Source organism: Paenibacillus sp. SAF-068, assembly GCF_051967555.1.
Taxonomy (GTDB): Bacteria; Bacillota; Bacilli; order Paenibacillales; family Paenibacillaceae; genus Paenibacillus.
Map to the genome: position 1 here is coordinate 39,819 of NZ_JBQCJX010000002.1, position 23,211 is coordinate 63,029.

General features: G+C 46.8%; 22 protein-coding genes. 19 read left to right on the plus strand and 3 right to left on the minus strand.

Annotated features, from left to right (window positions below):
• Positions 1 to 45: 45 nt before the first annotated feature.
• The 4 genes from ACTHPG_RS14235 to crcB are packed head-to-tail and all read left to right on the plus strand — an operon-like array spanning position 46 to position 3,074.
• A complete protein-coding gene (locus ACTHPG_RS14235) occupies positions 46 to 933 on the plus strand; it encodes a LysR family transcriptional regulator (RefSeq protein WP_440390269.1) in 888 nt (295 codons plus the stop codon).
• A 42-nt stretch (positions 934 to 975) separates the two neighbouring features.
• Positions 976 to 2,283, plus strand: coding sequence for a replication-associated recombination protein A (locus ACTHPG_RS14240; protein ID WP_440390270.1), 1,308 nt, complete (start codon positions 976 to 978; stop codon positions 2,281 to 2,283).
• Between the two features lie 33 nt (positions 2,284 to 2,316).
• Positions 2,317 to 2,718 carry a fluoride efflux transporter FluC gene (locus ACTHPG_RS14245; protein WP_440390271.1) on the plus strand — a complete coding sequence of 134 codons (402 nt, stop codon included), beginning with the start codon at positions 2,317 to 2,319 and terminating at the stop codon, positions 2,716 to 2,718.
• Positions 2,715 to 3,074 carry a fluoride efflux transporter CrcB gene (gene crcB, locus ACTHPG_RS14250; RefSeq protein WP_440390272.1) on the plus strand — a complete coding sequence of 120 codons (360 nt, stop codon included), beginning with the start codon at positions 2,715 to 2,717 and terminating at the stop codon, positions 3,072 to 3,074. Before ACTHPG_RS14245 ends, crcB begins: the two co-directional genes overlap by 4 nt.
• A gap of 132 nt (positions 3,075 to 3,206) precedes the next feature.
• Here the strand turns inward: crcB and mnmA are convergent, their stop codons facing one another.
• The gene (gene mnmA, locus ACTHPG_RS14255; RefSeq protein WP_440390273.1) at positions 3,207 to 4,331 is read right to left on the minus strand and encodes a tRNA 2-thiouridine(34) synthase MnmA; all 1,125 of its coding nucleotides are present in this window, start codon (positions 4,329 to 4,331) and stop codon (positions 3,207 to 3,209) included.
• Between the two features lie 321 nt (positions 4,332 to 4,652).
• Between mnmA and cymR the strand changes: the two genes are divergently transcribed.
• Positions 4,653 to 5,072 carry a cysteine metabolism transcriptional regulator CymR gene (cymR, locus tag ACTHPG_RS14260; RefSeq protein ID WP_076212458.1) on the plus strand — a complete coding sequence of 140 codons (420 nt, stop codon included), beginning with the start codon at positions 4,653 to 4,655 and terminating at the stop codon, positions 5,070 to 5,072.
• Positions 5,073 to 5,313: 241 nt separating this feature from the next.
• Here the strand turns inward: cymR and ACTHPG_RS14265 are convergent, their stop codons facing one another.
• Positions 5,314 to 5,688 (minus strand): hypothetical protein, encoded by a 375-nt coding sequence (locus tag ACTHPG_RS14265; RefSeq protein WP_440390274.1) that lies wholly within the window; start codon positions 5,686 to 5,688, stop codon positions 5,314 to 5,316.
• A 146-nt stretch (positions 5,689 to 5,834) separates the two neighbouring features.
• Here ACTHPG_RS14265 and ACTHPG_RS14270 point away from each other — a divergent pair, with 146 nt between their 5' ends.
• The 14 genes from ACTHPG_RS14270 to ACTHPG_RS14335 all read left to right on the plus strand — a co-directional run bounded on the left by ACTHPG_RS14270 (position 5,835) and on the right by ACTHPG_RS14335 (position 21,876).
• Complete coding sequence (locus tag ACTHPG_RS14270) at positions 5,835 to 6,986, plus strand: cysteine desulfurase family protein (protein ID WP_440390275.1); 1,152 nt, start codon at positions 5,835 to 5,837, stop codon at positions 6,984 to 6,986.
• Positions 6,987 to 7,150: 164 nt separating this feature from the next.
• Entirely contained in the window at positions 7,151 to 7,672 is a 522-nt protein-coding gene (locus ACTHPG_RS14275; protein WP_017686814.1) for a PRC-barrel domain-containing protein, read from the plus strand.
• 11 nt (positions 7,673 to 7,683) lie between these two features.
• On the plus strand, positions 7,684 to 7,893 hold the full coding sequence (locus ACTHPG_RS14280) for a hypothetical protein (RefSeq protein ID WP_017686815.1): 210 nt from the start codon (positions 7,684 to 7,686) through the stop codon (positions 7,891 to 7,893).
• A 287-nt stretch (positions 7,894 to 8,180) separates the two neighbouring features.
• On the plus strand, positions 8,181 to 9,248 hold the full coding sequence (locus ACTHPG_RS14285) for an AI-2E family transporter (protein WP_440390276.1): 1,068 nt from the start codon (positions 8,181 to 8,183) through the stop codon (positions 9,246 to 9,248).
• 434 nt (positions 9,249 to 9,682) lie between these two features.
• A complete protein-coding gene (gene alaS, locus ACTHPG_RS14290) occupies positions 9,683 to 12,313 on the plus strand; it encodes an alanine--tRNA ligase (RefSeq protein WP_440390277.1) in 2,631 nt (876 codons plus the stop codon).
• A gap of 241 nt (positions 12,314 to 12,554) precedes the next feature.
• Entirely contained in the window at positions 12,555 to 12,815 is a 261-nt protein-coding gene (locus ACTHPG_RS14295; protein ID WP_036616950.1) for an IreB family regulatory phosphoprotein, read from the plus strand.
• Between the two features lie 125 nt (positions 12,816 to 12,940).
• Positions 12,941 to 13,357: a Holliday junction resolvase RuvX gene (gene ruvX, locus ACTHPG_RS14300; RefSeq protein WP_062835871.1), complete on the plus strand. Its 417-nt coding sequence runs from the start codon at positions 12,941 to 12,943 to the stop codon at positions 13,355 to 13,357.
• 12 nt (positions 13,358 to 13,369) lie between these two features.
• Positions 13,370 to 13,672 (plus strand): DUF1292 domain-containing protein, encoded by a 303-nt coding sequence (locus ACTHPG_RS14305; protein WP_278298550.1) that lies wholly within the window; start codon positions 13,370 to 13,372, stop codon positions 13,670 to 13,672.
• On the plus strand, positions 13,673 to 13,987 hold the full coding sequence (locus ACTHPG_RS14310) for a DUF1292 domain-containing protein (protein WP_047844066.1): 315 nt from the start codon (positions 13,673 to 13,675) through the stop codon (positions 13,985 to 13,987).
• Between the two features lie 75 nt (positions 13,988 to 14,062).
• Positions 14,063 to 15,103: an endolytic transglycosylase MltG gene (mltG, locus tag ACTHPG_RS14315; protein ID WP_440390278.1), complete on the plus strand. Its 1,041-nt coding sequence runs from the start codon at positions 14,063 to 14,065 to the stop codon at positions 15,101 to 15,103.
• 14 nt (positions 15,104 to 15,117) lie between these two features.
• Positions 15,118 to 16,047, plus strand: coding sequence for a peptidase U32 family protein (locus ACTHPG_RS14320; protein WP_440390279.1), 930 nt, complete (start codon positions 15,118 to 15,120; stop codon positions 16,045 to 16,047).
• Positions 16,048 to 16,064: 17 nt separating this feature from the next.
• Positions 16,065 to 17,393 (plus strand): peptidase U32 family protein, encoded by a 1,329-nt coding sequence (locus ACTHPG_RS14325; protein WP_440390280.1) that lies wholly within the window; start codon positions 16,065 to 16,067, stop codon positions 17,391 to 17,393.
• A 234-nt stretch (positions 17,394 to 17,627) separates the two neighbouring features.
• A complete protein-coding gene (locus tag ACTHPG_RS14330; protein ID WP_440390281.1) occupies positions 17,628 to 19,916 on the plus strand; it encodes a methyl-accepting chemotaxis protein in 2,289 nt (762 codons plus the stop codon).
• A 262-nt stretch (positions 19,917 to 20,178) separates the two neighbouring features.
• Entirely contained in the window at positions 20,179 to 21,876 is a 1,698-nt protein-coding gene (locus ACTHPG_RS14335) for a peptidoglycan D,D-transpeptidase FtsI family protein (protein ID WP_440390282.1), read from the plus strand.
• Here the strand turns inward: ACTHPG_RS14335 and ACTHPG_RS14340 are convergent.
• Positions 21,855 to 23,051, minus strand: a complete 1,197-nt coding sequence (locus tag ACTHPG_RS14340) for an AI-2E family transporter (RefSeq protein WP_440390283.1) — start codon at positions 23,049 to 23,051, stop codon at positions 21,855 to 21,857. The genes ACTHPG_RS14335 and ACTHPG_RS14340 overlap by 22 nt on opposite strands.
• Positions 23,052 to 23,211 lie beyond the last annotated feature (160 nt).

Genomic DNA, 23,211 nt, shown 5'->3' on the forward strand with positions numbered 1-23,211 from the left:
TAATGAAGTGGATATCATTTTGAATGATGTCAGAGTGGGGGGAACATGGAGAGTGGGGATCTTAGAATATTTCAGTGTGTTGCACAGGAAGGAAATCTGACCAAAGCTGCGTCTAAGTTGGGATACGTTCAATCCAACGTAACGGCACGCATCAGGCATCTGGAGGCAGAAGTGGGTACAACGTTGTTTATTCGTCATAACCGAGGCATGACGTTATCTCCAGCCGGAGAGATGCTGCTGACCTATGCGGATAAAATTATTGGTTTGCTGAATGATGCTTCCAAGGCGCTTCGGGCGACGAGTACACCATCGGGGCCGTTGCGAATAGGTTCTATACAGACTGCCGCAGCGGTTCGTTTACCTAAGCTTTTTGCAAAATATTATAAACAGTATCCGGACGTGTCCTTGTCACTGGCTACGGGCAATTCGCAGATGCTTATTGATCAAGTCATTGGGTATGAATTGGAAGGAGCCTTCATTGGTTGTTCCTGTGATCATCCCGATATCGACTCCGTGGATGTATTTGATGAAGAATTGTTTGTGGTCTCGTCGGGTGTGGGCCCAGAAGAAGAACTCACGCGTAAACCGATCCTTGTTTACAGCATGGGATGCTCCTACCGACAGATTTTAGAGGAGTGGTTGCTCTCAAGTGGGGTAAATCGTCCAGTGATTATGGAGTTTGGAACGCTGGAGGCGATTATTAGTGGAGTAACGTCTGGGATGGGGATTTCCCTGTTACCCGAAATTGTGATTCGGCAGCAAATCGCAAGTGGAAATCTTCGCAAACATTCGCTCCCTTCTGGCATAAGCCGAATGATGACTCGTTTTATTACACGCAAGGATGCGTTTGTCAGCAGTGCGCTTGGCGCATTTATGGCTATGTTACCGCGGGAGTATGATATGATAGAGAGTGGTAATACATCAGAAGTGTAAATGTACACAAGTTAAGTCAATCCGTTAAGGAAGTGATGAGCAATGGATTTATTTTCGTTTCAGCAGGACTCAAAACCACAAGCCAGATTGCTCGCGGACCGTATGCGGCCAGAGCATCTGGATGAATATATTGGACAGGAACATATTATTGGACCCGGGAAATTGCTCCGTCGCGCCATTGAGGCTGACCAGATTTCGTCCATCTTGTTATACGGTCCCCCAGGATGTGGCAAGACAACCCTGGCACATATTATTTCTCAACAAACGCAAGGACAGTTCGTTCGCTTGAATGCAGTGGAAGCTTCCGTCAAGGATGTGCGTGAAGTTATTGAACAGGCCCAAACGAATAAACAGCTGTATGGAACCAAAACCATTCTGTTCCTCGATGAGGTACACCGGTTTAACAGTTCACGTCAGGATGCGCTTTTGCCAGCGGTAGAGAAGGGAACGATTATTTTTATCGGCGCGACAACAGAGAACCCCTTTCATTACGTCAATGGGGCCTTGATGAGCCGTTCCACTCTGTTCCAGCTGGAATCGCTGAACAAGGATCACTCCCTTATTGCAATGCGCAGAGCATTAAGTGATGCGGGCAAAGGTCTGGGGTTCATGGAACTACAGGCGGACGATGAGGCGCTTGAGCATATTGCAACGATGGCCAACGGGGATATTCGGCGTGCGCTTAACGCACTTGAGCTGGCTGCGTTGACGACGCCACCAGAGAGTGATGGATCGATTCATATTACGCTTGGTGTAGCAGAAGAGTCTATTCGGCGCCCCATTGTTAAGGCGGATGAATCGACCCAGTATGATGTGCTTTCTGCATTTCACAAGAGTATTCGGGGTTCCAGTGATGCGGCATTGTTCTGGTTTCTATACGCGGTGGAGAAACTTGGTATGGACCCAATGACCTTCATTCGGCGTCTGATTGCAGCAAGCAGTGAAGACATTGGACTTGCGAACCCGCAAGCCATGACCCAGGCCATTGGAGCACTTGATGCATATCGGAATAACGGCTGGCCCGAAGCTAAGCTTAACATTGCACAGGCGATTCTGTTCGCGGTCGAAAGTCCAAAATCCAATGCGGTGTACACCGCCATTTCCAAAGCCATGAACGCCATCGATGAAGTAAAGTCGGCAGAAGTTCCGCTTCATTTGCGAGATACGCATTATTCGGGTGCCGTGAAGCTTGGACATGAGGGCTATCAATATCCGCACAATTATCCGGGGCATTATGTGAGACAAGAATATTTGCCAAAGCAGCTCTCACGTAGAGTATTCTATGAGGCAACGGAGCAAGGCAACGAATCGAAGATCAGGCTGAACCAGCAGCGACGCAGGGAATTGTAAGAACAGACAGATCATTCGGGAGATGCACACAACATGAAAGAGCTTTTGTATATAGGGGCGGGTGGATTTCTAGGTACGTTAACCCGCTATGCCATACAGTTAGCTATACCAACTGTCCATGGGGGGTTCCCTTGGGCAGTGCTGCTAATCAATGCGATGGGCAGTCTTTTTTTGGGATGGTTCTTTACCATAGCTGTGCCAGGCAAAATAACACCACAACTTCGACTTGCGATTGGCACCGGCTTTACTGGCGCATTTACGACATTCTCCACGTTTACACTGGATATGGTTCGTTTATCCGAAGGGGGAGAATGGCTCCAAGCCTCGATGTATATGATCGTAAGTCTACTGGCAGGGTTGTTGCTCTGTGCGCTCGGAATCCGTCTTGGACAGCGTATGTTGGGAGCACGAAGACAAGAGGGTGATGCCTCATGATTCTATGGATTGGTTTGGCAGGTGTGCTGGGTGCAGTGCTTCGTTACAGTTTGGGAAAATGGGTCTCTGGCTTGGTGGGAACGGCTTTCCCGTGGGGAACATGGATCATTAACATCAGTGGTTCACTGTTGCTTGGGTTGTTATACGGGTGGCATCAATCTGCAATGATCTCAGATGCAATCTGGGTGATCTGGGGAACAGGGTTCTGCGGTGCGTACACCACATTCTCCACGTTTGGCTATGAAACGTTAGGACTTGTGGGGCGACAACGATACGCAAGTGCCGCGCTCTATGTTGTCAGTTCGGTTGTCGTTGGGGTGTTGGCCTCCTTGGCAGGAGTCGGGTTGACTGCATAACGAACTATTTTTATTTTTTTTGCAAAGAAAAGCAGGAAAAAAGCCATCCTTCATGGTATACATGAAAGACGGCTTTTTTAATAGGGATACACGGTATTGTGTATAATCCGCAGTTTAATGGACAAAGCTCTATTATTGCATGGCGGGCACAGGTACTTTTTGCACCTTATCGATCGTACCCCCACCCAGGCAGACCTCTCCGTCGTAGAAAACAACGGCTTGTCCTGGCGTAATGGCTTTTTGCTGCTGATCAAATTGTACATCCACGCTTCCATCTTCCTGCCAGGTCAGTGTCACACCTTGATCCGGTTGACGATAGCGGAACTTGGCCGTACAACGGTATGGCACATTAGGCATATGTTCTGCACCGGCAATCCAGTTCACACCCGTTGCGGTGAGACCTGTGGAGTACAGGCTTGCATGGGCATCGCCCTGAACAACAAGCAGTTGATTTTTCTCCAAGTTCTTGTCTGCAACGAACCAGGGTTCACCATTGCCGGAACCACCAATGCCAAGACCTTGGCGTTGTCCAAGTGTGTAGTACATCAGACCGTCATGGCGGCCTTTGACTTCACCTGTCGCGATGTCAACCATATCTCCACCTTTGGCAGGCAGATAGTTACTCAGGAACTCTTTGAAATTACGCTCACCGATAAAGCAGACTCCTGTGCTGTCTTTTTTCTTGGCTGTATACAAGCCAGCGGCTTCTGCGATTTTGCGCACTTCCGGTTTGGGCAGGTGACCAATCGGGAACATGGCTTTGGACAGCTGATTCTGATTGAGTGCGTTAAGGAAATACGTCTGATCCTTATTGTTGTCCACACCACGTAGCAGCTTGAATGTGCCATCTTCTTCAATCAGACGAGCGTAGTGTCCTGTAGCTACATAATCTGCGCCGAGATCAAGAGCTTTGTTCAGGAATTCACCAAACTTGATCTCACGATTACACATGACATCCGGATTTGGCGTGCGACCCGACTTATATTCATCAAGGAAATAGGTAAATACTTTATCAAAATATTCTTTCTCGAAGTTGACAGTGTAGTAAGGAATGCCGATCTGTTCACATACGCGGCGTACATCCTCTGAATCTTCTTCAGCGGTACAGTGGCCGAACTCGTCGGTGTCATCCCAGTTTTTCATGAAAATGCCGATGACATCGTAACCTTGCTCTTTCAGCAGCAGCGCGGTAACGGAAGAATCGACACCCCCGGACATGCCAACGACGACCCGTGTATTTTCAATTGTTTTGGACATCGTTATCACCATTTCTATATATAAATGTGTTTCGTTTCTTATTCTAGCATAACCGGACTCAAGATACGATACACCCGGCCAATTTTGGATAGTGTCCACCACAGACGCACATTTTGGAATATCGTCAATCTTTCTTTTCCATAACGCATGCAGATATGTTAACATTAGCTGAGGGTTATGATCGGAATACGGAGAATTAGAAAGTTAAAAATGAGTTCTATGAATCTCTGCTGTGGACAGATCGTGAAACAAACGGTCATGGACTGCAGGATAAAATATAAAGTTTCCAATCGTTACTGAAAATTGAAAGAGGTGACTCCTTTGAAAATATCGACAAAAGGCCGTTACGGCCTCACAATCATGATGGAGCTTGCTGCCAGAACAGGCGAAGGCCCTACATCACTTAAAAGCATTGCCGAGCGCAATCAGCTCTCGGAGCATTACCTGGAGCAACTGATCGCTCCACTACGTAATGCAGGACTTGTGAAAAGCATCAGAGGAGCTTACGGCGGTTATATCCTTGCGGGTGATCCTGCAACCGTAACTGCAGGCGATGTAATCCGTGTACTGGAAGGGCCAATCTCACCCGTAGACTTCACGGAGGAAGATGATCCGGCGAAGCGTGATCTATGGCTGCGTATTCGTGATGGCATTGCCGAAGTACTGGATTCCACAACACTGAAAGATCTGATTACATTCCAGGATCAGGACAAAAAAGATAGCTACATGTTCTATATTTAAAGACTAATTCGCATCACAGAAGACAAACTAAAGCCCCCAACTTGGGGGCTTTAGACATGCCAATAGAGTTAGTTCAGAAAGTCTGATCTTCTCGGCATTGAAAACCAGACTTTTTTGAACACGCACCAATGGGGACTTTGTTCTTCAATTTCTACAGATCGCTCCAGGGAAGTAAGGACTATGTAATCAGCCGAGGATTTACAAGTTGGTCAAGTGTGAACTTAACTGGATATCTTGTGAATCAGCGACTTTTTAAAGTTTCTATATCAGCTTCCATGCGTAACTGACGGCGATTCAAAATATCAATGCTGTGCTGATGGGTATTCAATTCGGTAGTTAATTTGCGTTCAGAGGCGGGGTGCGAAGCATCAAGGCGTTTCGTAACGGTCAATGTTTCCAGAACAGCTTGTTGAAGAAGTGGAATGTTCTTAGTTTGTTCCTCTATGGTGTCCAATCTGCCATCTATGGTGTCCAATCTACCATCCATGGTATCTAATCTGTTTTCCATGGTATTTAGTCTGTCTTCCATCTTTTCAAGACGTACGTCGATGCTGTCGAACCGTTTGTCCATTTGTTGAAGTTGATTCAGAATCTGCCCGAGAATGGGATCACTCATGTCTCTCTCTCCTTTTTTAAATGGATATAGAACATTATACACGAAGATGCGACAATAGAGCATCCATTTCAATTTCCAATTTTGACAGTACGCTATGAGATAGAACGCTATGAGATAGAAATTTAACAATAACGGGGTGAAGATAAATGAAACGAATTTATTTGGATCACGCCGCATCGACACCTATGCATCCACAAGTCGCAGAAGCGATGATGAACGTCATGACAGGACAATATGGCAATGCATCAAGTATCCATGCCTTTGGGCGTGAAGCCAAACGGACTGTCAGCGGAGCAAGGGATGTCATTGCGGCGTCTTTGGGCTGTTTCCCGGACGAATTGGTATTTACCGGGGGTGGAACGGAGAGCGACAACCTGGCCATTTTCGGAGCAGTCTCAGCAAGGCAGGACAAAGGGAAGCACGTCATTACGACGGCAATTGAGCACCATGCAGTTTTGCATACGTGTCAGGAATTGGAGCGGCAAGGTTATGAAGTAACTTATCTGTCTGTGGATCGTCATGGGCGAATAGATCTGGATGAGTTGCGAGAGGCCATTCGGCCGGATACGGTGCTGATTACCATGATGTATGCCAACAATGAAGTAGGCACTATTCAGCCGATACGCGAGGTCGGTGAGCTTGCCCGTCAGCATAATATCCTTTTCCATACCGATGCAGTTCAGGCTCTGGGCAGCCAGAATATTTCCTGTAAGGAACTTCCTGTGGATATGATCAGCTTCTCTGCGCATAAAATCAACGGACCTCAGGGCGTGGGTGCACTTTATGTACGGCGAGGAATTGTGCTGGAAGCAAGAGCTCACGGTGGATTGCAAGAACGTCAGCGGCGCGCTGGTACGGAGAATATCGCAGGTATTACCGGATTTGCAGAGGCTCTCAAGATTGCATCCGCACAATCGGATGCGCATCGTGAGCATGATTTGGAATTGCGTAAACTTTTGTTGGAACAGCTTGAAATTCATGTGGGGATGGAGCACTTTCATGTGAATGGACACCCGGAGCATACGCTGCCAAACATCCTGAATATCAGCTTTCCGGAAGTGTCCACAGAGACGATGTTAATGAATCTGGATATGGAAGGGATTGCGGTAGCAAGCGGTTCGGCCTGCACTTCCGGTTCACTTGAAGTCTCTCATGTGCTCAAAGCGATGAACTTGCCTGAAACATTTTTACACTCTGCGATTCGATTTAGCTGGGGATTGGGTAATACTACGAAAGAAATCATGATAACCGCCGAAAAAATTGGAACCATTCTTGGACGACTGCGTAATAGACCCTAAGGGGAACTTTACTCATGGAACAGAAGGAGGGAAGGAGTTCCATTTCATCGGTTGGATAGAAGCGGTTTTGATGATCGGTGTCTGATTGCCACTCATCAACTTTGGGCATACCTAGCAATAGCACCGCGCCTATTTAATGATAAGAAGATGAGGGGGACCCAGCGATGAAGCTTCAGGAAATGATCGGACTTGCCGTTTTTGATGTTGAGGACGGGAAGCAGGTCGGTAAAATCCAGGATTTCATTGTGAATGATGATTGGGAGATCGAAGGCATTGAGCTTGAGAACAAAGGTCTGTTTACCAATCATGTCAAAATCGTGCAGTGGCAAGATATCGTTGCCTACGGCGAAGATGCCGTCATGATCCGTAATCAACAGGCTGTCCGCAAGACGGGAGCCGACGACATAAAATACACGTACCTCCTCGGTCGTTCTAAATTGAAGGAGATGTCCGTGCTCACCGAAGAAGGTTTGCTGCTTGGGCGTGTCTCCGATGTTTATTTTGACCAAGAGTTGGGAAATACAATAATAGGGATTGAAATTACGGACGGTTTTGTGTCCGATCTGATTGAGGGCCGCAAATGGCTGCCATGTACAAGCGATATGTCCATCGGGGAAAGTGCCATTATGGTGCCGTCGCTGAGTGAACAACGCTTGGAAAATGCCATTCATTCTGTTAATGGATAGGTGAATGAATTATGAAATGTCCAAACTGTAGTTCCAAAGATATCGGGAAAATTGGTTCCCATCAGTTTTATTGCTGGGGATGCTTTATCGAATTAACGGTGAACGGTGAGAAAATGTCTGTATATCAGGTGGAAGAAGACGGTACGCTGAGCTCCCTGGATGATCTGTTTTTCGGGGACGAGTTGCCACAAGACTTCCCTCATCTCCACGCTTCTTCTTAATAAGCAGGATAACTTCCTCTATATGCGGTTTCATGACAATGTCTGTCGTGGGAAACTGTCGTTTATTGTTGGCAGATGTATATAGATGCGGTTACATAGTGGTTCGGCTGGTATAAATTATATGCTACCCCGTACTGCAAAATGCGCTTCCTTCTCTAATGAAGGAGGCGTTTTTTAATCTTTAGAAAAATGTTAGGATTGCTCCTTCCACTTCTGCACTGTGTTAATAAATATTACCTTTCCTACATATACTGACTCTCAGAGCCAGTCCAAAAGGAGAGATGCAAGTGGAGCAATTAACCAAAAACAAGCTGTTCCGTTACGCGATCTGGCTGCTGCTCGGATTAATTATTTTATATTTTATCTGGCTGCTGCGGCCTTTACTGCTTCACATATACGCATTCCTGAAAACAGTACTGGCACCCTTTATCGTAGCCCTTATCATATCCTATGTACTTAATCCGATTGTCAGCATGCTGGGAGGAAGAAAGGTGCCGCGCACGATTGCGGTGCTGCTCATATATGCCTTTTTCCTGACCTGTATCGGTGTCATTCTGATGAATGTGATCCCGGTATTGATTGAACAACTGGAAGAACTCAACGAGCATATGCCGGAGCTGTCCATGCGTGCCCAGAGCCTGATGAACAATATGGATTACAAATTAATGCCGCCAAGTGTGCGAACAGGCATGAACAGTTGGTTCTTTCAGATGGAGGATCGACTAACTCAGGGGATTACCGTGCTAATGGACAATATCGGGGCGACCATTAATGTGTTATTCAATGTGTTTATCGTACCATTTTTGATCTTTTACATGTTAAAAGACTTTGAGGTATTTGAGCGCACCATTGTGGCGTATCTTCCGCGTTCACGTCGTAAAGCGATTGTCTCGGTGATGAAAGAGATTGATACCGCACTGGGGAACTACATTCGAGGCCAGTTTATAGTCTGTGTCATTGTTGGCATCTTTGCCTATATTGGTTATGTCATCATTGATATGCCGTATGCCCTGCTGCTTGCAAGCATTGTAGCTGTGTTTAACATCGTGCCCTATCTTGGTCCGTTCCTCGGAGCTGCGCCTGCTGTGGTCATGGCATCAACCGTATCATTTAAAATGGTGCTGTTCGTTGTCATTGTGAACACACTGTGCCAGGTATTGGAGAGTAACGTTATTTCTCCTCAAGTGGTAGGACGTACGTTGCATCTGCACCCCCTGTCCATTATATTTGCACTGCTTGTCGGAGGCGAACTGGCAGGCATTGTAGGTTTAATTCTGGCAGTACCCGTTTTTGCCGTACTGAAGGTGATTGTGCAGCACTTTTTCGCCTATTACATCAAACGACGGACCGACTAATGAGTAACGTTATAACATCTACTAACCCGCGTTGACACCCGCTTGTGCTACCGATATAATGAGGGGGTATATTTAGAACATGAAATCGATGATGAAATAAAGTACGCCGAGGGTTCCTTTCCTCAGAGAATAGACTTCTTCGGATCAGGGTGAGCCTGAACTGATGGCTGGAAGAGTCTTGAAAGATGAAGCGGCAGAAAGCTAATTTCGGAGTGCAGGACAACCCTGCCGGGAGCGACCGTTATTTCGCATGAACGAGGAGATTGTTTGTTTGTCCGGGCAGCAAGGGATGAACAGCAATAACCAGGGTGGTACCGCGATAACATCGTCCCTGATTATTCAGGGGCGTTTTTTGTGTTTCTTTTTACAAAAACAATGTTGACCAACCGGAGCGAATACGCAACGGACTATTATAATTAATGGGGGCATCCAGTATGAAAGCCAGTGAAATCCGGTCCAAATGGATAGAGTTTTTTGCAAGTAAAGGTCACAAAATCGAGCCGAGCGCATCGCTCGTGCCTCATAACGATCCTTCCCTTCTGTGGATCAATGCGGGTATGGCACCGCTTAAGCCTTATTTTGACGGACGTGAGAAGCCGGAGAACCCGCGTCTTGCGAACTCCCAAAAGTGTATTCGTACCAATGATATCGAGAATGTCGGCAAAACGCGTAGACACCATACATTCTTTGAAATGCTCGGCAACTTCTCCATTGGAGATTATTTCAAGGAAGAGACGGTTACTTGGGCGTGGGAATTCCTGACCAGCAAAGAGTGGATCGGTTTCGATCCGGAGCGCCTGTCCGTAACGGTATATCCGGAAGATGAGGAAGCATTCAAACTGTGGAACGAAAAAGTGGGGCTGCCTGCGGAGCGTATCATTAAATTGGATGAGAACTTCTGGGATATCGGCGAAGGCCCATGTGGACCCTGTACCGAAATCTTCTATGACCGCGGCGAAGCTTACGGAAACGATATGAGTGATCCGGAAATGTATCCAGGCGGGGAAAATGAACGTTATCTGGAAGTATGGAACCTGGTATTTTCCCAGTTCAACCATAACAAGGACGGTAGCTACACACCGCTTCCTAACAAAAATATTGATACAGGTGCAGGTCTGGAGCGTTTTGCTTCCATTCTGCAAAATGTGGATTCCAACTTCGACACAGACCTGTTCCAACCCATGATTCAAAGAACAGCCGCTCTTGCGGGTGTAAAATATAATGACAGCGTAGAGATCGATGTTGCCCTGAAAGTCATTGCCGATCATATCCGTACCGTTGCCTTTGCAGTAGGGGATGGCGTTCTGCCAAGTAATGAAGGACGTGGATATGTCATCCGTCGCTTGCTCCGTCGTGCAGTTCGTTATGGAAAAGTGCTTGGACTTGACCGTCCATTCCTGTATGAACTGACTACAACCGTAGGTGAAGTTATGGGCATGTACTACCCTGAAGTAGTGGACAAACAGGAATTCATCGCAAAAGTAATCAAAACCGAGGAAGAGCGTTTCCACGAAACACTCACGGATGGTCTGGCGATTCTGGCTGATATCAGCGGCACTGCCAAATCCGAAGGACGCACTGTTATTAGCGGACCTGAAGCTTTCAAACTGTATGATACGTACGGTTTCCCGTTTGACCTGACAGAAGATTATGCCGCAGAGCATGGTCTGACTGTGGACCGTGAAGGTTTCGATGCATCCATGCAGAAACAGCGTGAGCTTGGACGTGCAGGGCGTCAAGAGAATGAGAGCATGAAAGTCCAAGGTGGACCACTTGCTGACCTGGAGGTTAAAAGCGAGTTTGTTGGTTATACTGACCTGTTGACGGAAGCAAAAGTGGTAGCCATCGTAGCTGGTGAGGCCCTCGTTGAAACCGTAGGTGAAGGACAAACGTGTCAGGTTGTTCTGGACAAGACTCCGTTCTATGCGGAAAGTGGCGGTCAAGTGAGTGATCAGGGCTTGCTGCGCGGTGCTGGTGTAACAGCGAAAGTCCAAGGCCTGTTCAAAGCTCCACTTGGACAACATGTACATCTGGTGACTGTGGAGTCCGGTGAACTGCATGTAGGTGATGTCATCAACGCTGAAGTAGATTCAGCGAAACGTGGCGACATTATCAAAAACCATACGGCAACGCACTTGCTGCACAAGGCACTCAAAGATGTGCTCGGCACACACGTAAACCAGGCAGGGTCACTCGTAGAGCCACAGCGTCTGCGGTTTGACTTCTCTCACTTTGGCAGCATCACGCCGGAAGAGTTGACAGAGATTGAGCGTCAGGTGAACGAACAGATCTGGAATCGTCTGAACGTAAACATCGAGCTGAAAGCTATTGATGAAGCGAAAGAAATGGGTGCGATGGCCCTGTTTGGCGAAAAATATGGAGATATTGTACGTGTTGTTCAAGTCGGAGACTACAGTTTGGAACTTTGTGGCGGCTGTCACGTAAATAATACTTCAGAGATTGGAATCTTCAAACTGGTAAGCGAGAGCGGAATTGGCTCCGGCGTTCGTCGGATCGAAGCTGTTACTGGCCGTGGTGCATATCTGTATGTGGAAAGCCAGTTGGAACTGCTCAAGCAATCTGCAACACTGCTCAAAGCAAATGTGGCTGATGTACCTAAACGGATTGAAGGTCTGAACCTGCAACTGAAAGAAGCAGCCAGAGAGACTGAATCCCTGCAAAGCAAGTTAAGTGCCATGGAAGCGGGTCAATTGACCGATCAAGTGGTACAAGCAGGAAATACACAATTGCTGGCAGCACGCGTAGATGCTCCGAACATGGATGCACTGCGTACAGTGGCAGATGAGCTGAAAGTAAAATTGCCTAACGCGGTACTCGTATTGGGTGCTCCAGCCGACGGCAAAGTCAATTTTGTTGTAGCTGTACCTGCTGAACAAGTAAAACAAGGATTGCATGCAGGTAAAATCGTCAAAGAAGTCGCAGCAGTATGCGGCGGCGGTGGCGGTGGACGTCCGGATATGGCGCAAGCCGGAGGCAAGGATGCCACCAAGCTGGATGAAGCGCTGAAACTGGCGGTTTCACTCGTTAGCGGGCATAATGCATAAATCCATTAAGCGGCTTTCAATCGTCAAAAATGAAATCGAAAAGGTTTTGTTCGTTTATTTTTGTACCCGAGAGCATGTGGAATCGAATGATGCATTATGCTGCAGCCGGTAAAGGACAAGCAAAAAACACAATTGCCTTATCCTTTGTTTACTTGTGGCAGTCAGAATATGTTATTATATAAACAGAAATCAATTCGGCAGGACATGGTCCCCATGTTCATGCAGGAGCGAGGTGTCATCAATGGACTCCATGGATAAGACGGTTAAATTTAATGTGAAAGGTGACGAACAGGAAGCATCATCCAAAGAGATTCTTCTCACGGTATATGATGCATTGGTCGATAAGGAGTATAATCCGATCAACCAGATTGTTGGGTATCTGATTTCCGGAGACCCGGCATACATTCCTCGTCACAACAACGCACGTAGTCTGGTCCGTAAAAAGGAGCGCGATGAGCTGATTGAAGAGCTTGTACGTTCCTATCTGGCCAATCACCGGTAATGTACGCCGCTTCCGCTGTGTTGCAGCCTTGCAGGCAGCGGGAAATGAACCGACAGAAGACAGCCTGAAGCTTGATAAGGCGATGTTGAATCGACCTGAGCAGGCCCCAGGATGGGAGAGCATGGATGAAAATATTAGGTTTGGACTATGGGGACCGAAGAATCGGAGTTGCCGCGAGTGACGCCTTCGGTTGGACTGCCCAGGGATTGGAAGTACTTGAACGCCGCCGTGATGAAGGCGAGTTCGCTCGGATTGCCGAACTTGTGCGTGAGCATGAGATTAGTGAGATCGTAGTGGGACTTCCCAAAAACATGAACGGCACCGTAGGACCGCGCGGTGAGATATGCATTGCTTTTGCCGAACGCCTGCGGGATGAACTGAATTTACCTGTTCACCTTTGGGATGAACGGCTGACAACCATGGCAGCAGAACGTACGCTGATTGAAGCGGATGTCAGTCGGAAAAAACGCAAGCAAGTTGTGGACAAAATGGCCGCAAGCTTGATTTTGCAAAATTATTTGGATGCCAATAGTAGAAGGTGAGGGGGATCAACAATGGCTGAAGATCAACTGGGTATGGAAGAAGAAGCGGAAATCATTTACATTGCGGATGACGAGGGTAATGAAGAGGAATTCGAAGTCATCATGAAGTTTGAAGTAGACGGTTCGGAGGCCAAGTACATGATGGTTGCTCCGGTTGAACCTGAAGATGGCGAAACGGATGTATATGCATTCCGTTATGAAGAAGAGGGCGACGATATCAAACTTTTCGTCATCCAAGATGATGCCGAGTGGGATATCGTCGAGGAGACGTTTAATACATTTCTTGCTGAAGATGATGAAGAGGAAGCGAACTAAATGACGGAATATAGCCGCAAAGACCTGAAATGGACAGATTCGCTGCGTCTGGCATTCGGTGCTCATGTTGAGCTCGAGGAAGAGAACGGTAAATCACAACCGTATGACTTGTTGGCTGAGTTCGAAGTGAACGGTCAGCAGTACGCGGTGCTCCGCAGTTCGTTGCGACCTTATGACGAGGTTGAACTTCTGCGGGTATCACCTGGAAGTGAAGACCAGATCATGCCAGAGTTAGTTACGATCGACGATGATGATGAGTGGGAGAACATCTCGGAACTGTATGATGAATGTACACTCCCCATTGACGAAGATTAATCAGCTTCAAATTGAAGAAACCGGGAGGGCGGAGAAGTCCGCTCTTTTTGGTTGTGTAAAGGAGTTGTTTCTTTTTTGAAAGGGAAAGCAATAGTAGTCATACTGCTTATCATTGTAGTTCTTGCGGGAGGCGCAGGTGGTTACGTATGGAATATGATGCGTCCCGTGGAAGCTTCTACAGAACCGATCGTATTCGAGATTAAGAGCGGATCGGGGACTTCAAAAATCGCAGATCAGCTTCAAGAAGAAGGACTCATTCGAAGCGGTTTAGCCTTCAAAGGGTATTTAAAGTGGAAAAAACTAGGGTCCAATTTCATGGCGGGTACATATTCTATGAATCCTGGCGTGACATATGATGAGATTGTTAGCAAGCTGAGTAGTGGTGAAGTTGTACCAGAGGAAATGGTAAAGTTCACGATTCCGGAGGGTTATACCGTGCTGCAAATGGCGGGTAAGCTTTCTTATGAGCATGTTGTCGATCGGGATGAATTCATCAAGCTGGCCAATGATCCTTCTGCCTTCGATGTAGATATCGTCAATGATATTCCAGTGGATGAAGAACTTCGCTACGTATTGGAAGGATATCTGTTCCCCGAGACGTATGAACTGAAAAAAGGAAGTTCCACGCATGATGTGATGCAACGGATGCTGGAAGAGTTTCAAACCAAGATCAATTCTATTCCGGATTTGGAAGCCAAGCTGCAGGAAAAGAACCTTTCTCTGCATGAGTTGCTAACAATAGCGTCACTTGTAGAGAAAGAAGTTGTGGTGGATGAGGAACGTGCTCTGGTTGCAGGTGTAATCTACAATCGGATCAATCAGGATATGAAGCTGGAGATTGATGCTACCGTGCAATATCTGCTCGACAAGCCGAAGGAGCGCTTGTTTTACAAGGATCTGAAGGTGCAAAGTCCATATAACACGTATCTGAATAAAGGTCTGCCACCAGGTCCAATTGCCAGTCCAAGTCTTCCATCCATTGAAGCGGCGCTAAATCCGGAAGCTTCGGAGTATCTATTCTACGTGACGAAAAAGGATGGCTCGTCTGGGCATCTATTTGCCAAAACGTATAAGGAACATCAGCAAAATATAGCCAAAAGTAAGGCTGCGCAATAAGCGGAGGGGATTATATGAGTAAGAAACATGAACTGCTCGTTACAGCAGCGAATGTGAAAGAGGCAGAAGTGCTGCTCCAGGCTGGAGCAGATGCTCTGGTCATTGGAGACGATCGATTCGGCATGCGTCTTCCAGGCAGCTTCAGTATGGAGGAGACAGCAGAGGTGGTTGCCATTGCGGCCAAACATCAGGCGCGCGTGTATGTATCCATGACGAATCTGATGTCCAACGAGCTGCTGAAAGAATTGCCTGAATATGTTCAAGCGCTTGGCAGAATCGGTATTGACGGTGTGGAATTTAATGATCCATCCGTGCTGGCTACCATGAAGGAATACGCTCCACATGTGAAGTTGCACTGGAATGCGGAGATGACTTCAACCAACTATGCGACAGCCAACTATTGGGGAACCAAAGGAGCGAGTCGCGTTGTGCTTGCCCGTGAGTTGAATATGGACGAGTTGACGGAGATGGTTCCTTTTCTCAAGGTGGAAGCTCAGGTTCAGGTACATGGCATGACAAATATATATCACTCCAAGCGTAGTCTGGTGCAAAGTTATATGGCTCATCAAGGGCGACCGGTTGAGGGACATCTGGGCAAAGAACGTGGATTGTTCCTGATCGAGGCTGAACGCCGGGATGAGAAGTTCCCGATCTATGAGGATATCAACGGCACACATATTATGAGCTCTGAGGATATATGTATCCTTGAAGATCTCCATCTGTTGATGGAGGCGGGGGTGCACAGCTTCAAAATTGAAGGCATGTTAAAATCACTTACCTACAATGAAGCGGTTGTACGTGCATACCGGAAAGCGATTGACAGTTATGTAGCTGATGCCGATGCATATGCGTTCTCTGAAGAGTGGCTCGCTGAGGTACGGGAATTACAGGATCCTGAACGTGAATTGTCGTTTGGATTTTTCTATAAAGAACAAGTGTATTAATAGACGAGGTGAACAGAATGGAAACAGTGGCGGTACAGCGGAAGTTCTCGGGTAAACGTAACCGTCTGGACAAACCGGAGCTGCTAGCTCCGGCGGGTAATCTGGAAAAACTGAAATTTGCAATTCATTACGGTGCAGATGCCGTATATATCGGCGGACAGGCCTATGGACTGCGTTCCAACGCGGATAACTTCAGCTTTGAAGAGATGCGTGAAGGTGTGGAGTTTGCCAAAAAGTATGGAGCCAAAGTGTTCGTAGCGACGAACATCTACGCACATAATGAGGATGTTGAGGGGATCGAAACCTACCTGCAAAACCTCTATAATGCGGGAATCTCTGCGATCATCGTAGCTGATCCGGCTATTATTGAAGTTGCCCTTCGTGCTGTGCCAGGTCTGGAGGTACATCTGAGTACTCAACAATCCACACTCAACTGGCAAGCCGTGAAGTTCTGGAAAGATGAAGGACTTCCACGCGTTGTTCTCGGACGTGAGACCAGCTTCGAAGAGATTGAAGAGATCAAAGCGAATGTGGATATCGAAATTGAAGCTTTCATTCACGGGGCGATGTGCTCATCGTATTCCGGACGTTGTGTACTCTCCAATCACTTTACGGATCGGGACTCCAACCGGGGGGGCTGTTGCCAGTCTTGCCGCTGGAAGTATGACCTGTTCGAGGATGCGAGAGAAGATACGGTATGGGTTAGCGAAGAGGACATGCAGTTGAAGGCACCTGCGCCTTTCAAACTGGGTGAGAACCAGCTTCCCCTGTTCCAGGAACAGGATAATTCATTCTCCATGGGATCAAAAGATCTGTGCATGATTGGCCATATTCCCGAGTTGATTGATGTGGGCGTGGACAGTTTCAAGATCGAAGGACGTATGAAATCGATTCACTACGTGGCCACCGTGGTTAACGTATACCGTCAAGCCATTGATGCTTATATGGCAGACCCGAAAAACTATGTTCTGAAACCTGAATGGGTTGAAGAAATGAACAAAGCGGCGAATCGCCCGCTGAATACCGGATTTTTCTATGACACACCAGACCATGAAGATCATATCTATGAACCGGAAGAAAAAGCCGTACCTTTTGACTTCGCTGGATTGGTCATGGGGTATGATGCCGAAACGGGAATGGCAACCATTCAACAGCGCAATCACTTCAAACCAGGACAGGAAATCGAATTTTTCGGTCCGGGAGGGCACTTTTTCAAACAGGTGGTTGGTGAAATACAGGACGAAGAGGGCAATGTTCTAGATGCTGCTCGTCACCCTTTGCAACTGGTCAAAATGAAGGTGGATCAGCCGGTTTCCTATTTCGATATGATGAGAAAAAAGAAGTAGGTTCAAATACCTACATTGTGCCAATATTGTATTATGATTTAACAAAATAGTGTTATGAAATTAACATGTAGGACCTCCGTTTATCGGCATATGGGGGTCTTTTTTTTATAGAAAAATAGGAATAAAGTTGTAAAATATTTCTGGGAAATGAAAGGGGAACGAAGAAAGCTGTCGAATACTACATATTTATAGGGGAGAGAAAGAAAATCCAACAAGTAAATAACTGGCAGGTGAATGGGATTGGTTCAAAAGAAGCAGAAAGACAGTGGGGAGCAAGTGACAAAAACTGAGCAGGTTAACCCTGAGCAGGTTCAGAAAGTGAAGAAAGAAAAAGCAGTCAAAAGCAAAACGACAGGTAATGGCAAGAGTAGGTTCAAGATTGACCGTAGCAAGCTCAAGTTGGGTTGGATCAAGACCGATTGGGTGAAGAAACAATTCAAAAACAGGGATTGGAAAAACTTTGGAGGGTCTTCTCTTCAACAGATTAAGAAGGCGAATCCGGTTAAATCCGTAGGGGTTAAACTGTTTTTGATCTTTTTTGCGGGGATTATGATTTTTGTAGTGAGTTTAGGTCTATTATCCTATTCGAAAGCCAAGGGCACGATAGAGAAAAATGCCTCACGTGCCAATCAGGAGACCATTGATCAGACCAAACAGAAGATGGACATCATTTTGGAGAGATTTGTTGATACATCCACACAGATATTCTTTGATCCAGAGATGCAGTCCTTGCTACAAAAAATGTCAGATAAGAATCTGACTGCTTATGATACATTTATAAACTCAAGTTCGATCAACAAGCAACTGTCCAATGTTGCATTTACAAATAAATCTATGGAAGCGATTTATTTGGTGCCTACGGACGATACAAAGTCTATTATGGGTACGGGCAGCAACAGTTCATCCATGGGCAACATCCGCCAGGAAGCATGGTACAGTGAGTTGATTGAGGCGGGCGGTTATCGCTGGCTTCCAACAGAGGTCAAAGAAGATGGCTCAACGCCAACGTTCAAAATTGCACGTTCCATGAAAAACTTGCAGGGGACTACTCAGTCGTATGTTCTGGTCATAGAACTGAAACTGGAAGTTTTGGAGGAGCAATTGAAATCTCTTGATCTAGGGCCAGGGGCTGTTCTTCAACTGATCGCTCCGGATAATAAGGTGGTTGCATCCTCCATTTCGGATCTTACGGGACAAGATACAGAACTTGCATTTGTCAAAGAGTTGACTGAACCAGCAGGCAGCACGAATGCCGAGTATGTGGTAGATGGCAAATCTACGGAAATGCTGGCCGTATACAGTACGATGGATACATCCAATTGGAAACTGGTCGGTATGATACCTACCTCTGTTTTGGTTCAGGATGCAAAAGGCATTCTGACCCTGACCTTGTGGATGGCGCTGGTTGATGCGGGGATTGCAGTATTGATTGGAATCTGGATGGTACGTATGATCGCTCGTCCACTCGGCAAATTGAAAGACCTGATGCAGGAAGGTGCAAAAGGTAATCTTAAAGTTCGTACACCTTATAGCTCCAAAGATGAAATTGGTCAACTCTCGACCGCCTTCAATCTGATGATGGAGCAGATCACCAAGCTGGTTGAACAAACCAATCGTTCTGCGCAGGAAGTATTGGATACCGCCTCTGAACTGAGCAGTGCATCCAAGAAAACGGCTGTATCCGCTTCGGAGATTGCCGTAGCTACAGAAGAGATCGCAGGCGGTGCAGGCAGTTTGGCAACCGAAGCGGAACGTGGCAATGAATTAACTGACAATATCTCTCGTCAGATGCAGAGTGTAATCGCTGCTAATGAACAGATGGGTGACTCTGCTCGTCATGTAGAGAAGTCCAGTCAGACAGGAACACAACATCTGAATCAGTTGATGACCAAAACCCAGAAGACAGAAGAAATGATTGGTGCACTGGTGAATAAGGTTGATTCGTTGAAAGAGAGTACGTCTTCTGTTCTGAAAGTGCTTGAAGTGCTGCAAAACATAACGAAACAAACGAATATTCTTTCCCTGAATGCGACCATTGAAGCAGCACGTGCTGGTGCAGCGGGGCGTGGATTCATGGTGGTGGCTGATGAGGTTCGTCAGCTTGCAGCTCAATCCAGACAATCCATTGAGATGGTCGGAGAGATCACAGACAAAATTATGGCTGAAATGAATGAGACCGTGGATGCTTTGTCCGCAGCCTATCCGTTATTCAAAGAACAGATGGATGCAGTTAAAGACACCAATGTCATTTTTGCTTCCGTACAGGAACAGATGGGTGCCTTTGTGGAACGTTTGGGCATGGTGACAGGTTCTATTGGAGAATTGAACAAATCTCAGGGTACATTATCTGAAGCCATGAGCAATGTCAGCGCTGTGGCTGAGGAATCTTCTGCAACGTCCCAAGAGGTAGCTTCTTTGAGCAGTGAACAGCAAAATATCAGTAACCAACTGGTCAATCTGTCTGGCAAGCTGGAGAATGTGTCCACTGAACTGAAAGATACTTTGTCACGCTTTACGGTGTAATAAAAGAATAAAAGCATGTCCGTGGAATTACGGATTGATCTTGCTGAGGAGCCTGTCCCCTATATGGGACAGGTTTTCTTGTTGTTTACCGGATAATTCCAAGCCGCATAAGCAATAATATGTCAAAACGATAAAAGGTGAGATTGGGATGCATCTCCTTGCGAAACGGCGAATCTATTTCATTTGTATTTTTCTAACTCTTATCTTTGGAATGCTTATATTACGATTGGGATGGGTCCAGATCGTTCAGGTGAATCGGACTATGCCTGGATTTCACCGAACGGTACGTGAAATGTCTGTATTGCAGCGTGAACGCGGGGTGATGCTTGACTCAGGTCGTGGACAATTTACGGATTACAAGGGTAAGGCGTTGACTGGTCAGCTGCAATGGGGTTTGGTCCTTTTTCCACAGGCAGGTCCACTAGAGAAATTACGCAAGCATGGTGGATTAGACGACTCCGAGATGACGCAGTTGGCAGCTATATTACATACGGATCTGAATCAATTGAAGAAGGAATGGAATCGGGAGAGAACACCTCATTTTTGGACGGCAGGTGCACATGAGCCTGCTCATTTGACCGGTGCTCAGGTGGAGCGCCTGCGTAGTTTGCACCTGCAAGGAGCCGGCATCTATCCGATGATGACAAGGTATCTTCCGGGGTATACAGGGATGCAGTGGATGGGTTATCTTGCCGAACTGCCTGAATCCTCCAAAGTTCTAACCGGACATCAGGATGAAGTCAAACAGCCATTTGCCATGAAATCAGGGGCAGCTGGCTTAGAAAGGACTCTCGAACCCCTGTTACGGGGAATTGGCCCTACGCTTGTATCTCGTATGGTCTCAGGTAGTGGGGAGATTATCCCCGATATTCAGCCGCACGTCATTGCACCGGCCAACAGCCATTATCCTTTACGTGTAGAAACGACTGTGGATGCCGGAATACAGCGTGGATTGGAGCAGTTGACAGAAGAATATGGATTACAAGAAGGGGCCGTCGTTGTGTTAGATGCCGCTAACGCAGATGTTCGTGCCATGATTTCCCGCCCTTTCTATCAGCCACAGCATGTGGACCCCAAGCAATCGCTCTGGGGGAATCGAGCTGTACAGGGAGCCATACCGGGTTCTATTTTCAAAATTGTCACTGCCGCAGCCGCTTTGGAGTATCATGCGGTTTCTAACGGTGAAGAATTCCATTGTAGTGGTGAGTACGGAAAATACGGGTTATCTTGCTGGAAAGAGCACGGGCATGGAGACCTGAATCTGGAACAGGGATTTGCCGAGTCTTGCAACATCGTATTTGGGGAAACGGCGCGCAGGCTTAGTATGGAGCAACTGGAGAACACGGCAGACCGTCTGGGACTGGCACGACCTGTTGGTTGGGAGGGGAAACAGATGGCTGGGATGCCCGTCTTGCGACACTTTGATCACGAAGATTACGGGCGCGTGAGAACAGAGGCTGTTTCTTCTGATGATGAAGGTGCGAAAATACAGACAGCAATCGGTCAGCGAGATGTCTTGGTCACACCGCTGCAAGCCGCCAATCTGGTCGTGACACTGTTACATGATGGAAAGGTTAGTGCCCCACGCCTCGTTGAGAGAATCCGCTATGCGGATGGTGGCACCATGCTGGAGATGCCCTTGCATGATGCCCCTTCAGCAGCAGGACAGATTGCTCCCGCCACCGCGCATAAACTCTTATCCTGGATGAATAAGGTAGTCCGTGAGGGAACAGGAAAATCCCTGCAGCATGCGCAGTGGCATGTTGCAGGGAAATCAGGTACAGCTCAGGTACAGAAACACGGAGAGAAGCGTAATCATCAATGGTTCATTGGTTATGGACCGATAGAACAACCCAAGTATGCCGTAGCGGTTCTTGTTCAAAATGTCTCTCCAGACAGCCATCATCAGGCGACAGCTCTCTTCAGGAAGATCATGGACTATTTGGCTGCGTCCTCGTGATCCTTCCCTGGAATAGGCGAAGGAATTGTAGATTCGGCAGAACTTGCTGAGGCCGTGTTACCCGGTGGGTCCATAACCAAGGGAGAGGATTCAAATTCATCTTTTGGCAGGTGAATCCACTTTTGCAGGTACCCTTGTTGTAACAGTTCTTTCAGAAGGATCAGAAGCACTGGAGATAACACTACACCAGCCAGACCGAAGATTGAAAGGGAGATTAGCATAAACGAAAGCATCAAGTACGCCGAAGATACACCAATCGAGTTGCCTGATATTTTCGGTTCCAGCAATTGTCGTGTCAACATCGTCACCGCCAGAATCACAATCAGGCCGATAGCGAGGCTGCTGTTGCCTACAATGAACAAGTAGACGATCCATGGAATGAATACAACAGGAACACCAAGCAAGGGTACCAGATCAAAAACCGCACAGACGGCTGCAATGGTAAAGGCATTAGAGGTTCCCAAAATCAACAAACCTGCATAGATCAATACAAACGTAATGAGCATCATGATCAGTTGTGCCTTCAAATAGGAGCGAATAGTCTTGAACACGTGATTTCGCATGAATTCAATAGCTAACTTCAACGTTTTGGGCGTTTTTGCACGGGCGAACTTGCGCCAGGATTCAATCTCGATACTGAGAAAGAAAGCCAGAATGATCGCAATTCCGAAGTTCGTAATGAACGAAGAGAATGAACTGAGGAAGCCTACAACAAATTGCGCTCCGCTCGTTACCCATTTGGACAGGAAACCGGTCAGTGTTGCAAAGTAATCATTCGCTTTTTCCATAATCCCATCAGGGAGAGCGTCTGACTTGTCCTGAATGAATAACACCAGATTGGTGAATTCACGCTGTATCATTTCAATATAAACAGGGAAATTATCTTGAAGATTGGAAATTTGTGAAATGATAATCAAGCCTACACCAAAAAAGGCGGCGACAATCAATGCAAGAAACAACAAGACGGAGACGGCGGCTCCAAGCGTCTTGGGCAATCCTTTGCGATGTAAAAATTTGGCCAGCGGTTCAATCATCCAATACACGATGAATGAGAGAAAAACGGGTGCAGCCACATGATATAATTGACTGAAACCGTACATGATCACATACACGGTTAATACGAGCAACGCGATATCGAAGACAGTGCGCCCGTATTTTTTGTAAAGCGGTAGCATGGACATGACTCCTTTGATGGTAATAATTAGATTGTATTTATTGTACACGATAGCTATCTTTTTGGGAAAACAGGATTCAAGAAAAGTCTGAACTATGATAAAATTAAAGGCGGTTTATTTTAGATAGTGCATAGCGCACCGTAATTCAGCAGGAGAAGTG

What these genes read in the sequence shown, in the direction of transcription:
- mnmA (WP_440390273.1), bottom strand. Translation starts at nt 4,331, where the DNA reads ATGTCCAAAACAATTGAAAATACACGGGTCGTCGTTGGCATGTCCGGG.
- ACTHPG_RS14245 (WP_440390271.1), top strand. Translation starts at nt 2,317, where the DNA reads ATGAAAGAGCTTTTGTATATAGGGGCGGGTGGATTTCTAGGTACGTTA.
- ACTHPG_RS14270 (WP_440390275.1), top strand. Translation starts at nt 5,835, where the DNA reads ATGAAACGAATTTATTTGGATCACGCCGCATCGACACCTATGCATCCA.
- crcB (WP_440390272.1), top strand. Translation starts at nt 2,715, where the DNA reads ATGATTCTATGGATTGGTTTGGCAGGTGTGCTGGGTGCAGTGCTTCGT.
- ACTHPG_RS14275 (WP_017686814.1), top strand. Translation starts at nt 7,151, where the DNA reads ATGAAGCTTCAGGAAATGATCGGACTTGCCGTTTTTGATGTTGAGGAC.
- ACTHPG_RS14340 (WP_440390283.1), bottom strand. Translation starts at nt 23,051, where the DNA reads ATGCTACCGCTTTACAAAAAATACGGGCGCACTGTCTTCGATATCGCG.
- ACTHPG_RS14295 (WP_036616950.1), top strand. Translation starts at nt 12,555, where the DNA reads ATGGACTCCATGGATAAGACGGTTAAATTTAATGTGAAAGGTGACGAA.
- alaS (WP_440390277.1), top strand. Translation starts at nt 9,683, where the DNA reads ATGAAAGCCAGTGAAATCCGGTCCAAATGGATAGAGTTTTTTGCAAGT.
- ACTHPG_RS14235 (WP_440390269.1), top strand. Translation starts at nt 46, where the DNA reads ATGGAGAGTGGGGATCTTAGAATATTTCAGTGTGTTGCACAGGAAGGA.
- ACTHPG_RS14240 (WP_440390270.1), top strand. Translation starts at nt 976, where the DNA reads ATGGATTTATTTTCGTTTCAGCAGGACTCAAAACCACAAGCCAGATTG.
- ruvX (WP_062835871.1), top strand. Translation starts at nt 12,941, where the DNA reads ATGAAAATATTAGGTTTGGACTATGGGGACCGAAGAATCGGAGTTGCC.
- ACTHPG_RS14330 (WP_440390281.1), top strand. Translation starts at nt 17,628, where the DNA reads ATGGGATTGGTTCAAAAGAAGCAGAAAGACAGTGGGGAGCAAGTGACA.
- ACTHPG_RS14320 (WP_440390279.1), top strand. Translation starts at nt 15,118, where the DNA reads ATGAGTAAGAAACATGAACTGCTCGTTACAGCAGCGAATGTGAAAGAG.
- ACTHPG_RS14280 (WP_017686815.1), top strand. Translation starts at nt 7,684, where the DNA reads ATGAAATGTCCAAACTGTAGTTCCAAAGATATCGGGAAAATTGGTTCC.
- ACTHPG_RS14265 (WP_440390274.1), bottom strand. Translation starts at nt 5,688, where the DNA reads ATGAGTGATCCCATTCTCGGGCAGATTCTGAATCAACTTCAACAAATG.
- ACTHPG_RS14310 (WP_047844066.1), top strand. Translation starts at nt 13,673, where the DNA reads ATGACGGAATATAGCCGCAAAGACCTGAAATGGACAGATTCGCTGCGT.
- ACTHPG_RS14325 (WP_440390280.1), top strand. Translation starts at nt 16,065, where the DNA reads ATGGAAACAGTGGCGGTACAGCGGAAGTTCTCGGGTAAACGTAACCGT.
- ACTHPG_RS14305 (WP_278298550.1), top strand. Translation starts at nt 13,370, where the DNA reads ATGGCTGAAGATCAACTGGGTATGGAAGAAGAAGCGGAAATCATTTAC.
- ACTHPG_RS14335 (WP_440390282.1), top strand. Translation starts at nt 20,179, where the DNA reads ATGCCTGGATTTCACCGAACGGTACGTGAAATGTCTGTATTGCAGCGT.